11 protein-coding genes are annotated in these 11,418 nt (G+C 74.4%); 4 read left to right on the top strand and 7 right to left on the bottom strand.

The genetic code is table 11. The features are described from left to right. Positions 1–355, top strand: a 355-nt coding sequence (locus ACI6PP_RS21600) for an SRPBCC family protein (RefSeq protein WP_421113776.1), incomplete at its 5' end; no start/stop codon positions are given. Here ACI6PP_RS21600 and ACI6PP_RS21595 read toward each other — a convergent pair. Further along, the gene (locus tag ACI6PP_RS21595) at positions 356–1,882 is read right to left on the bottom strand and encodes a serine/threonine-protein kinase (RefSeq protein ID WP_421113775.1); all 1,527 of its coding nucleotides are present in this window, start codon (positions 1,880–1,882) and stop codon (positions 356–358) included. Between the two features lie 123 nt (positions 1,883–2,005). On the opposite strand from ACI6PP_RS21595, the gene ACI6PP_RS21590 reads away from it, so the two are divergent. Continuing rightward, positions 2,006–3,577, top strand: coding sequence for a long-chain-fatty-acid--CoA ligase (locus ACI6PP_RS21590; protein ID WP_421113773.1), 1,572 nt, complete (start codon positions 2,006–2,008; stop codon positions 3,575–3,577). Positions 3,578–3,583: 6 nt separating this feature from the next. Here ACI6PP_RS21590 and ACI6PP_RS21585 read toward each other — a convergent pair whose 3' ends face one another. Continuing rightward, a complete protein-coding gene (locus tag ACI6PP_RS21585) occupies positions 3,584–4,924 on the bottom strand; it encodes a dipeptidase (protein ID WP_421113772.1) in 1,341 nt (446 codons plus the stop codon). 53 nt (positions 4,925–4,977) lie between these two features. Here ACI6PP_RS21585 and ACI6PP_RS21580 point away from each other — a divergent pair, with 53 nt between their 5' ends. Next, positions 4,978–5,502, top strand: coding sequence for a hypothetical protein (locus ACI6PP_RS21580; protein ID WP_421113771.1), 525 nt, complete (start codon positions 4,978–4,980; stop codon positions 5,500–5,502). A gap of 9 nt (positions 5,503–5,511) precedes the next feature. Here the strand turns inward: ACI6PP_RS21580 and ACI6PP_RS21575 are convergent, their stop codons facing one another. Continuing rightward, complete coding sequence (locus ACI6PP_RS21575; RefSeq protein ID WP_421113770.1) at positions 5,512–6,441, bottom strand: ribokinase; 930 nt, start codon at positions 6,439–6,441, stop codon at positions 5,512–5,514. Positions 6,442–6,565: 124 nt separating this feature from the next. Here ACI6PP_RS21575 and ACI6PP_RS21570 point away from each other — a divergent pair, with 124 nt between their 5' ends. Continuing rightward, positions 6,566–7,852 (top strand): glycoside hydrolase domain-containing protein, encoded by a 1,287-nt coding sequence (locus ACI6PP_RS21570; RefSeq protein ID WP_421113769.1) that lies wholly within the window; start codon positions 6,566–6,568, stop codon positions 7,850–7,852. 80 nt (positions 7,853–7,932) lie between these two features. Here ACI6PP_RS21570 and ACI6PP_RS21565 read toward each other — a convergent pair whose 3' ends face one another. From ACI6PP_RS21565 to purL, 4 genes are all read right to left on the bottom strand, one after another. Then, on the bottom strand, positions 7,933–8,292 hold the full coding sequence (locus tag ACI6PP_RS21565) for a sterol carrier family protein (protein WP_421113768.1): 360 nt from the start codon (positions 8,290–8,292) through the stop codon (positions 7,933–7,935). A 2-nt stretch (positions 8,293–8,294) separates the two neighbouring features. Beyond that, positions 8,295–9,158: a patatin-like phospholipase family protein gene (locus tag ACI6PP_RS21560; RefSeq protein ID WP_421113766.1), complete on the bottom strand. Its 864-nt coding sequence runs from the start codon at positions 9,156–9,158 to the stop codon at positions 8,295–8,297. Positions 9,159–9,216: 58 nt separating this feature from the next. Then, positions 9,217–9,759: a GNAT family N-acetyltransferase gene (locus ACI6PP_RS21555; protein WP_421113765.1), complete on the bottom strand. Its 543-nt coding sequence runs from the start codon at positions 9,757–9,759 to the stop codon at positions 9,217–9,219. Between the two features lie 5 nt (positions 9,760–9,764). Continuing rightward, positions 9,765–11,418: phosphoribosylformylglycinamidine synthase subunit PurL (gene purL, locus ACI6PP_RS21550; RefSeq protein ID WP_421113764.1), on the bottom strand; the 1,654-nt coding region annotated here is incomplete at its 5' end.

Here is an 11,418-nt window from a genome sequence, read left to right as displayed (position 1 = left end):
GGGCCCGTCGGAGCCGCTGCGCCAGGGGTCGGTGTTCGGGATGTCGATGAACCAGGGGTTCTCGTACTCCACCCAGAACACCGTGATCGAGTTCGAGCAGGACCGTCGCATCGCCTGGCAGACCACCGGGTCGGGGTTCCTGGCCAAGGTGGTCGGCGGCCGCATCTGGCGCTACGAGCTCGAGCCCACCGACGGCGGCGGCACCCTCGTCCGCGAGACGTGGGACCTGTCGCAGGACAAGCAGGGCTTCCTGCTCAAGCGCACCGGGATGCCGGCCAAGACCCGCACCAGCATGGAGTCGACGCTGGAGCGCATCGAGCAGCAGCTCAAGGCGCAGGGCGAGACGCCGGCCTGATCACTCCGCGGCGTCGGGGCCGGGGGACACCAGGTCGCGCGCGTCGTCCTTCGGCCCGGCCGGGGCCGCCGGTCCCTTGGCGGGTCCGTTCCCGTTGCCCGGGCCCGCATTTCCGTTCCCGTTCCCGTTGCCGTTGCCGTTGCCGTTCCCGGGGCCGGCTCCGGAGGTCGGCTCCGTGGCCTCGTCGGTCGGCTCCTCCGTCGGCTCCTCGGTGGTCGGCTCCTGCGTCGGCTCCTCGGTGGTCGGCTCCTCCGTCGGCTCCTCGGTGGTCGGCTCCTGCGTCGGCTCCTCGGTGGTCGGCTCCTGCGTCGGCTCCTCGGTCGTCGGCTCGTCCGAGGGCTCCTCGGTGGTGGGGGCGGTCGTCGTCGGGGTGTCGACGGGGTCCCCGTCGCCGCTGCCGGCGGTGACCGCGTAGATCAGGCCCGCGACCAGCAGCGCGATCACCAGCAGCGCCACGACCAGCGGCCACCGCTTGCTGCCCTTGGAGTCATCGTCGTCGCCGCGCACGGGAGTCGCGCCCGCGGGCGGGTAGGTGCCGGTGGGGGCGGGGGCGACCTGCGTCGCGGACGGGTCGTGCGGCACCGCGCCCATCGCCTGGGTGGGCGCGCCGGCCGCCGCCATGCCCGCCGCGGCTCCCGCGGCGGCGGCTCCCATCGCCCGGGTGCCCTGCGACGTGCGGTCGGTGAGCACGGGGACGCCGCCGTCGGCCACGGTCCGCAGCGCGGCGGCGGACTCGCGGGCGTCCGGACGCAGGGCGGGGTCGCGCTGGGTCATCGCGCCGAGAACCGTCGCCCAGCCCGGGCCGAGCTCGGCCGGGATCTCGGGCTGGCGGTGCAGGCGGGCCGACAGCGTCTCGACCTGCGTGCCCGGGAACGCCTGCACACCGGTGAGGCACTCGAGCAGCACGAGCCCGGCCGCGTAGACGTCGGTGGGGCGGTCGACGTGCTCGCCGGCCGCCTGCTCGGGGCTGAGGTAGCGCGCGGTGCCGACGAGCAGACCCGTGGACGTCAGGCGCGTGGAGTCGATCAGCCGGGAGATGCCGAAGTCGGTGAGCTTGACCACCGGCTCCTCGCCCTCGGCGACCATGACGTTGGACGGCTTGATGTCGCGGTGCAGCACGTCGGCGGCGTGCACGACGGCGATCGCGGCGAGCAGCTGCGCGCCGATCTCGGCCACGGCGATCGAGGCGAGCGGGCCGCGCTCGAGGGCGTCGGCGAGCGTGATGCCCTCGACCAGCTCCATCACCAGGAACGGCGGGTCGTGGTCGGTGCTGACGTCGTACACGGCGACCAGACCGGAGTGGTTCAGCCGGGCGCCGATCTGCGCCTCGGCGGAGTGGCGCTCGACGGACTCGGCGTTGGCGGCGTTGGTGAGGATCTTGACCGCGACCGGGCGGCCGAGCGACTCGTCGAGGGCGCGGTACACCTCGGCCATGCCGCCTCGCCCGATCAGGGCTCCGAGCCGGTAGCGGCCGGCGAGCACCTGGCCCTCGCGCGACGGCGGGGACGACGGGGGTGTGGAGGTCATGGTGGCCAACCTTACGCAAACGGGCCCATCCCGCCTTCCGGCCTTGTCCGGGCCACGTGACGCGTGCCACAGTCTGCCCACCCGCAGACGCCGACCGCCGGCGCGCGCCCGCCAGGAGACGCCATGACCGACGCCCCCGCCCCCCGCTTCACCGACGACCGCCTGCGGCACTGGGCCGTCACCACGCCCGACGCACCCGCCTTCACCTACCTCTCCCGGTCCTGGACGTGGGCGCAGACCGACGAGCGCGTGCGGAGGGTCAGCGGCGGCCTGCTCGCGGCGGGGATCGGTCGTGGCGACCGCGTCGCGTTCCTGGACAAGAACCACCCCGCCTGCACCGAGGTCACGCTCGGCGCGGCGGCCGTCGGCGCCGCCACCGCGATCATCAACTGGCGCCTCGCGGGCGACGAGCTGGACTACTCGATCAACGACTCCGGTGCGCGCATCCTGTTCGTCGGCACCGACCTGCTGCCGGCGATCGAGACCATCCGCGACCGCCTCGAGCACGTCGAGCGCGTCGTCGAGGTGACGCCCGAGGGCACGCCCGGCGACGCCTACGAGGAGTGGCTGGCCGCGTCGACGCCGACCGGCCGCGCGGACGACGTGACGCCCGACGACGTCTGCCTGGTGATGTACAGCTCGGGCACCACCGGTCGCCCCAAGGGCGTGATGCTCACGCAGCGCAACATGGTGGCGCACACGCTCAACGCCATCGAGGGCTGGGACGTCGACCCCGGCGACGTCAGCCTGGTGGCGATGCCACAGTTCCACGTGGGCGGCACGTCGTACTCGCTGTTCGGCATCCACTTCGGGCAGTCGACGATCATGACCCGCGACCCCGACCCGCAGTCGCTGGCCGGCGCGATCATGGCGGGCGCCACGCACGCGTTCCTGGTGCCGGCGGTCGCGGCGGGCATCCTCGCGGCCGGTCCCGAGGCCACCGCGCTCTTCGGGAGGCTCAAGTACTTCTGCTACGGCGCCGCACCGATGCCCCTTCCGCTGCTGCGGGCGGCGCTCGCGGCCTGGCCCGACACCCGGTTCGTTCAGGTCTACGGCCTCACCGAGGTGTGCGGCGTCATCACCCACCTGCTGCCCGAGGCGCACCTCGACGCCGACCACCCCGAGCGGCTCGTCTCCGCCGGCACGCCGCTGCCCGGCGCGGAGGTGCGCGTCGTCGACCCCGTGACGCTCGAGGACGCCGCCCCCGAGGAGAGCGGCGAGCTGTGGTTCCGCTCCGAGCAGGTGATGGCCGGCTTCCTCGGGCGTCCGGACGAGACCCGCGAGGTGCTCACCGACGACGGCTGGTTCCGCACCGGCGACATCGGACGCGTCGTGGACGGCTTCGTCTACGTCGAGGACCGGCTCAAGGACATGATCGTCACGGGCGGCGAGAACGTGTACTCCCCCGAGGTCGAGCGCGTCCTCGCCGAGCACCCCGCCGTCGCCGAGCTCGCCGTGATCGGCGTGCCCGACGACCGCTGGGGCGAGACGGTCAAGGCCGTCGTCGCCCTCAAGCCCGGGACGAGCGCGACGTCCGAGGAGCTGATCGCGTTCGCCCGCGAGCGCCTCGCCCGCTACAAGTGCCCGTCGTCGGTCGACGTCGTCGAGGCCCTTCCCCGCAACCCCACGGGCAAGATCATGAAGCGCGACCTCCGCAAGCCCTACTGGGCCGACCGCGACCGCAGCGTCGTCTGACCGGTCTCAGAGGGCCTCGGCGAGGTTGCGCAGGAGCAGGGCCTCGGCGAGGCAGACGCGGCGGAACTCCGCGAGGTGCAGGCCCTCGTCGATGCCGTGGGCGCGGGTGTCGGGGTCCTCGACGCCGGTCACCAGGATCTTGGCGTCGGGGAAGATCGCCGCGAACTCGCCGATGAACGGGATCGAGCCGCCGATGCCGACGTCGACGGGCGCGGTGCCGTCCCACGCCTCGCGGAACGCGTCGCGCGCGGCGTCGTAGGCGGGGCCGTCGGCGTCGACGGCGAACGGCGCACCGGTCTCGCCGCGGGTGACGACGACCTTCGCGCCCCACGGCGCGTGCGACTCCAGGTGCGCCACGAGGGCGTCCATGCCGGCCTGCGGGTCCGAGCCGGGGGCGATCCGGACGCTGACGGTGGCGCGCGCCGACGGCGTCAGCGTGTTGGACGCCGACGCGGTGGGCGTCGCGTCGAGACCGATGACGGCGACGGCGGGCTTGGCCCACAGCCGCTCGACGACCGAGCCGGTGCCGATCTGCCGCACGCCGTCGAGCAGCCCGGACTCGGCGCGCAGGCGGTCCTCGGGGTACTCCAGGTCGGCGGCGGTCGAGCTCGTCAGCCCCGCGATCGCGACGTCGCCGGCGTCGTCGTGCAGCGTGGCGAGCAGGCGGCACAGCGCCGTCAGCGCGTCGGGGACGGCGCCGCCCCACATGCCCGAGTGCACCGCGTGCGACAGCGTGCTGACCTCGACCTCGCAGTCGACCAGGCCGCGCAGCGTGGTGGTGAGCGAGGGGACGCCGACGTCCCAGTTGGCCGAGTCGGCGATGACGATGACGTCGGCGGCGAGGCGGTCGCGGTGGCGCTCGAGCAGCGGCACGATCGTCGGCGACCCCGACTCCTCCTCGCCCTCGACGAACACCGTGACGCCGACCGGGGGCTGCCCGTCGAAGGCGCGGTACGCGGCCAGGTGCGCGGCGATGCCGGCCTTGTCGTCGGCGGCCCCGCGTCCGAAGAGCCGGTCACCGCGCTCGGTGGCCTCGAACGGTGGCGACGTCCAGCGCGCGTGGTCGCCCTCGGGCTGCACGTCGTGGTGGGCGTAGAGCAGGACGGTCGGCGCACCCTCGGGTGCGGGGTGCCGGGCGATCACGGCCGGGCCGCCGCCCTCGTCGACGACGTCGACCTCGGGGAACCCGGCGTCGCGCAGCAGCGTCGCGACCGCGTCGGCGCTGCGGTGCACCTCGTCGTGCCGGGACGGGTCGGCCCACACCGACTCGATGCGCACGAGGTCGACGAGGTCGCTCAGGACGGAGGGCAGGACGCGCTCGACGGCGTCGGCGAGGGGGTCGGTCATGCGGGCACGATACGACGTGGGCGGGGCCTGGTCCGCGCCCGTATTCTGGCGAGGTGACGACGTCGCCGCCCGAGCCGACCCTGGTGTACTGGGGCACGGTCGGTCAGGACGACGGCCGGTCGCCCGGGCCGCCGCCGCGCCGCGACCGCAAGGGCCTGGCGGTCGTGCTGGGCACCGTCGGCGGCGTCTTCGCCGTGGCCGCCGTCGGCAGCATGCTGGTCGCCCCCTCCGACGGGCCGTCCCCCCGCGACGTGGCCGAGGACTACGTCACCGCGCTCCAGCGGCTCGACTGCGACGCCGTCGCCGACGTCTCGGCCAACGCCGAGGCGGCCCGTGTCGAGTGCCGCGTGCTGAGCCGGCGCACCATCTACCGCGACGGCCAGTTCGACGTCGCCCGGCAGATCCGCGAGTCGCGGTTCGACGTCACCGGCGTCGACGAGCGCCCCCGCGACGCCGACGTCGACCTCGACATCGAGCTCTCGGGGCGCACCACCCCCGCCGTCCTGCGGCTCGTCCGCGACGACGAGGCCCGCTGGCGCGTCGCCGACCTCCGCGTCCCGGGCTCGCGCCGCTTCTGACCGCGTCGGTCAGGACCGCGCGAGCCGGTCGACGTCGACGCCCGCGGGCAGGCTGGCGGACGCGCCGCGGCGGGTGACCGTCAGCGTCCCGGCCGCGGCGGCGCGGGGCAGCGCTGCCGGCACGTCCTGCCCGCTGGCCAGGCCGGCACCGAGGTAGCCGGCGAACGCGTCGCCGGCGGCGGTGCTGTCGACGACGTCGACGGGCCGCGCGGGGACGTGCAGCGAGTCGTCGGCGGTGACCACGACGACGCCGCGGCCGCCGAGCGTGACCACGGCGCAGCCGGCGCCGCGCTCGACGAACCAGCGGCCGGCGGCGCGGGCGTCGTCCAGGCTGTCGACGGGCAGGCCGGTGAGGATCCGCGCCTCGGTCTCGTTGGGCGTCACCACGTCGACGTCGGCCCAGAGCGCGGGATCGAGGTCGGGGACCGCCGGTGCCGGGTCGAGGACGACGAGCAGGCCCGCCTCGCGCCCGACGCGGGCGGCGTGCCGGGCCACCTCGACCGGGGTCTCGAGCTGGAGCAGCAGGACGCGCGCCCGTCCCGCGGCGGCGCGGACGGCGGCGTCCACGTCGGACGCACCGACCGTCGCGTTGGCCAGCGGCACCATCACGATGTCGTTCTCGCCGGCGGCGTCGACGCGGATGTGGGCGACGCCGGTGGGCCCGGCGACGCGGCGGACCGCGGAGACGTCCACCCCGTGACCGCGCAGTGCGTCGAGCGCGACGTCGGCGAACGGGTCGTCGCCCACGGCGCCGGCCATCATGGTGTCGGCGCCGGCGAGCGCCGCGGCGACGGCCTGGTTGGCGCCCTTGCCGCCGAGCACCAGGCTGAGGTCGTCCCCGAGCACGGTCTCGCCCGGTGCGGGCAGGCGTCGGGCGAAGGCGGTGACGTCGACGGTGATGCTGCCGACGACGAGCACGCCGGGGGTGTCGGTGGACAACGTCGGCCTCCGGGCTGGTCGGGTGGGACGGGGGCACCGTCTCACGTCGGGGCAGTCTGCGGGAGGTCCGGCGATTCGTCAGAATGGACGACATCGTGTGACGTGTGGGGCAGAATGTCCGACCATGCGCAGACTTCTCTCGGCCCTCGTCATCGGCGCGGTCGCCGCCGGCGGCGTGGTGGTCGTCTCCGCCGGCTCGTCCGACGCGGAGACCGTGACGCCCGGCTCGTTCACCGGCTACGGCTTCGACACCTGCAACGCCCCGACCCAGAAGGCGATGGACGCGTGGCGCGTCGCGTCGCCGTTCCGTGCGGTGGGCATCTACGTCTCGGGCAGCGAGCGCGCGTGCGAGGCGCAGCCCAACCTGACCCGTCAGTGGGTGCAGACGCAGGCCGCGCGCGGGTGGCGCTTCATCCCCATCCACGTCGGGCTGCAGGCGCCCTGCCGCGGCAGCAACTCCAAGGGCAAGATGTCGAGCGACGTCGCCACCGCTCGCTCGCAGGGCATCGCGGAGGCCAACGAGGCGGTCAAGGCGTCCGGCGCCCTCGGCATCGCCCGCAACAGCTACCTGTACCTCGACATCGAGCAGTACCCGATCGCGAACACCACGTGCAACGAGGCGGTCCTGTCGTTCATGGAGGGCTGGACCGACCGGATCGAGGCCCGCGGCTACGGCTCGGGCGTCTACTCCAGCGCGTCGGCCGCGATCCGTGCGCTCGACGTCGTGCGCACCGATCCCTCGCGCAGCTCGTACAACCTGCCCGGCCACCTGTGGCTGGCGTGGTCCAACGGCAGGGCCGACACCGACGGCGGGCAGTACCTGCGCGACGACGGCTGGTCGAACCACCAGCGGATCCACCAGTACGTCCTCGACCGCACCACGACGTACAACAAGACCAAGATCCACATCGACTACAACTTCATGGACGTCGGCAAGGGCTCACGGGCCACCAAGGCCAAGGGCCTGTGCAACGCCCAGAAGATCTCGACGTTCACGGCGCAGAAGAAGGGCCGCTCGAACTTCAAGGTCAAGGTCGCCAAGTGCCTGCTGAAGAAGCAGGGCTTCGGTCCCGGCGTCGTGAACGAGAGGTTCACCGCCAAGACCCGCAACGCCGTCATCCGGCTGCAGCGCGCCCGCGGCCTCAAGCAGACCGGGAAGATCACGCGCGGCACGTGGACGGCCCTCGTCGCCCGCGGCACCACCCCGGTGCTCAAGCACGGCCACACCGGCAAGAGCGTGCACCGCGTGCAGACCGCCCTGCGCGCCGCCGGCTACGGCGCCCCCGCGTCCGGCATCTGGGACGCCGCCACCACCAGGGCGATGAAGGCGTACCGCAAGTCCGTCGACCTCCCCCAGTGGCCCACCGCCGAGCCCCAGGTCTGGGCCAAGCTCCAGCGCGGCCGCCGCTGACCGTCCCCCCTCCCCACGATGTGGCGACTTCCGGCCCGTTCCCGACGCCTGGACGGGCCGCAAGTCGTCGAATCGTGGGGTCAGGCGAGGGGGAGGTGCGGACTGAGGTCGGAGCGCTCGCCGCTGGCGCGGACGCGTCCGGCGGCGCGGGCGTCGGCCCAGGTGAGCCGGCCGCGGGCCAGGGCGATCCAGGTGGGGGCGTCCATCTCGACGACGGCCGGCGGCGTGCCACGGGTGTGCCGGGTGCCGGCCACCGCCTGGACGGCGCTGTAGGGCGGCACGCGCACCTCGACCGCGTTGCCCGGAGCGCGCTCGACGAGCAGCGCGAGCAGGTGCTTGGTGGCCGCGCGGAGATCGGCGCGGTCGGGGTCGCCGGCGTCCAGACGGGCGGCGACGGCCGCGAACTCGTCCGCCGGGAGTGGCCGGAGACGGGGAGCCATCGTCAGCCGTGCCAGACCGCGCGCACCTGGTCGGCGATCGTCGCGGCCTGCGCGCGTCCGGCGCGGGCCGACGGCGGACGCGCGGCGGGGTCGAGGACGTTGCGCCCGATCGCCTGCTTCGCGCCCTCGTCGGGCGTCACCAGGATCGCGTGGGGCGCGCGGAGGTCGTCGAGCTGGTCGCGCGCGCTGCGCATCGGCCCGATGCCCGCGGCGAGCGGCGCGATGACGACGACGCGGTCGTAGCCCGAGGCGACGTCGACGTTGGCCGCCGAGTGCATGCCGCCGTCGATGTACGGGTGGCCGCCGAGGTCGACCGGCGGGTAGACGCCGGGCACGGCGCAGCTCGCGGCGACCGAGTCGACGAACGGGAACCCGCTGTCGCCGTCCAGCACGTGGCGCTCGCCGAGCACGGCGTCGACCACGCAGACGCGCAGGTCGCATTCGGGCCACTCGTGGACGGGCAGCCGCTCGGCGATCGCGTCGAGCCGCTGCTGCTGGTCCGGGGTGCCGCCGTGGTCGGACTTGCCGAGCGCGTACCCGCCGACGCGCGCGCCGAACGTCGTCAGGTCGCCGCGGGCGCGCAGCAGCGCGACGCCGAACGCCGCGATCTGCCCGGCCCCGACTGACGCGACGGGCCCGTCCTCGACAGGAGCCAGCTGACGCTCCCACAGCTCGGCCAGCGGCACGCCGCTCGTCACCTGCGCGCCCACGACCGAGCCCGCCGAGGTGCCGACGACGAGGTCGGCGGTGGTGAGGTCGACGCCCGCGTCGGCCAGGCCGACGATGAGGCCGGTCTCCCAGGCGATGCCGGTGATCCCTCCCCCACCGAGCACGAGTGCGGTCCGTCCGGCGTCCGATGGGGTCATGGGCCCATCCTGCCGCGCCCGCCGCACCCCCGCCGCGAGAGGTTCGCCGTGGGCTCCTTCAGGCCGGTCGGTCGAGGCGGTACATCACGTGGGGACGCAGGGGCGAGGACGCGTCGAGCGCGGGGTGGTCGAAGTGGGCGGCCAGGCGCATGCCGACGCGCTGCATCACCGCCTGCGACCGGACGTTGGTGACGGCGGTGATCGAGTCGAGGTGGTCGAGGCCGACGACGTCGAAGCCGTGCGCGATCGCGGCCTGTGCGGCCTCGGAGGCGTAGCCGTGGCCCCACGCGTGGCGGGCCAGGCGCCAGCCGACCTCGGTGCCGTCCGGGTCAGGAGTGCCGGCGGGCATCGGGTTGAGCCCGGTGAAGCCGAGGAACGCCCCGTCGGCCAGTCGCTCGAGCGCCCAGAGCCCCCAGCCCAGCTCGTCGAAGCGGGCCTCCACCCGGTCGACGAGGTCGTCGCTCTCGGCACGGGTGCGGACCGACGGGAAGTGCTCCATCACCACCGGGTCGGCGTTCAACGCGGCGAACGGCTCACGGTCGGACGGGCGCCACCGCCGCAGGAGCAGCCGCTCCGTGCGCAGCGAGGCGGGCGCGTCCACGGCCGTCAGGCGTCGAGCACCGCGGGCAGGGTCGCGGCCCAGCGGGTGCGCAGCTCGTCGGCGCCGACGGTGAACGCCCCGGTGTCGAGGACGTCGCCGCCGGTGGTGCCGAGCTCGCGGACGGGGACGCCCTCGGCCTCGGCCGCCGCGCGGAACGCCGGCGCCTGCTCGGCGGTGACCGTGACGACCGCGCGGGCCGTCGACTCGCTGAACAGCGCGACGAACGGGTCGGACGCGACGTCGTCGAGCGACACGGTGACGCCCACGCCGTCCTTGATCACGGCCTCGGCGAGCGCGACCGCGAGGCCGCCGTCGGAGAGGTCCTGGGCGGACTCGACGAGCGCCTCGCGCGCCGAGCGCACCAGCAGCCGGGCGAGCGCCTGCTCGGCGTCGAGGTCGACGACGGGCGGCGTGCCGCCGAGGTGGCCGTGGACGACCTCGGACCAGGCCGATCCGTCGAGCTCGTCGCGGGTGTCGCCGAGCAGCAGGACGGTGCGCCCCTCGGCCGCGAAGCCGCCGCGCAGACGGGTGCGGACGTCGTCGATCACGCCGAGCACGCCCACCACCGGGGTGGGCAGGATCGCGGTGTCGCCGGTCTGGTTGTACAGCGACACGTTGCCGCCGGTGACGGGGATGCCCAGCGCGCGGCAGCCGTCGAACAGGCCCTGGGTGGCCTGCTCGAACTGCCACATGACGGCGGGGTCCTCGGGCGAGCCGAAGTTCAGGCAGTCGGTGACGGCCAGCGGCAGCGCGCCGGACGCGGCGACGTTGCGGTACGACTCCACGAGCGCGAGCAGGGCGCCGTTGTAGGGGTCGAGCTTGGCGAAGCGACCGTTGCAGTCGGTGGCCACCGAGACGCCGAGGTGGGTCTCCTCGTCGATGCGCACCACGCCGGCGCCCTCGGGCTGCGCGAGGACGGTGTTGCCGCGGACGTAGCGGTCGTACTGGTCGGTGACCCACGACTTGTCGGCCTGGTTGGGCGAGCCGACGACGTCGAGCAGCGCCGAGCGGAGGTCGTCGGCACCGGACGGACGCGCGAGCGCCGCCGTGGTGTCGGCCTGCAGCGCGTCCTGCCAGTCGGGGCGGGCGTAGGGGCGCTCGTAGGTGGGGCCGTCGTGGGCCACCGAGCGCGGCGGCACGTCGACGACGGTCTCGCCGTGCCAGTCGATGACGAGGTGGTCGCCGTCGGTGACCTCGCCGACCACGACGGCCTCGACGTCCCACTTCTCGCACACGGCCATGAACGCCTCGAGCCTGTCGGGCTCGACGACGGCCATCATGCGCTCCTGGCTCTCGCTCATGAGGATCTCCTCGGGCGACAGGCTCGAGTCTCGCAGCGGCACCGTGGACAGCTCGACGTGCATGCCGCCGTCGCCGGCGCTGGCCAGCTCGGAGGTCGCGCACGACAGGCCCGCGCCGCCGAGGTCCTGGATGCCCGCGACGACGCCCGCCGCGAACAGCTCGAGCGTGCACTCGATGAGCAGCTTCTCCATGAACGGGTCGCCGACCTGGACGCTCGGACGCTTGGCCGGACCGTCCTCGCTGAAGGTCTCGGACGCGAGCACCGAGACGCCGCCGATGCCGTCGCCGCCGGTGCGCGCGCCGTAGAGGACGACTTGGTTGCCGGCACCGGACGCGTGGGCGAGGTGGAGGTCCTCG

Source organism: Solicola agrisoli, assembly GCF_049059935.1.
GTDB lineage: Bacteria > Actinomycetota > Actinomycetes > Propionibacteriales > Nocardioidaceae > JAURVT01.
This window is presented reverse-complemented; position numbering and strand designations above follow the sequence as displayed.

Excerpts from the sequence above, each read along its gene's own strand:
- ACI6PP_RS21570 (WP_421113769.1), top strand. The coding sequence starts at position 6,566 with ATGCGCAGACTTCTCTCGGCCCTCGTCATCGGCGCGGTCGCCGCCGGC.
- ACI6PP_RS21585 (WP_421113772.1), bottom strand. The coding sequence starts at position 4,924 with ATGACCGACCCCCTCGCCGACGCCGTCGAGCGCGTCCTGCCCTCCGTC.
- ACI6PP_RS21565 (WP_421113768.1), bottom strand. The coding sequence starts at position 8,292 with ATGGCTCCCCGTCTCCGGCCACTCCCGGCGGACGAGTTCGCGGCCGTC.
- ACI6PP_RS21595 (WP_421113775.1), bottom strand. The coding sequence starts at position 1,882 with ATGACCTCCACACCCCCGTCGTCCCCGCCGTCGCGCGAGGGCCAGGTG.
- ACI6PP_RS21590 (WP_421113773.1), top strand. The coding sequence starts at position 2,006 with ATGACCGACGCCCCCGCCCCCCGCTTCACCGACGACCGCCTGCGGCAC.
- ACI6PP_RS21560 (WP_421113766.1), bottom strand. The coding sequence starts at position 9,158 with ATGACCCCATCGGACGCCGGACGGACCGCACTCGTGCTCGGTGGGGGA.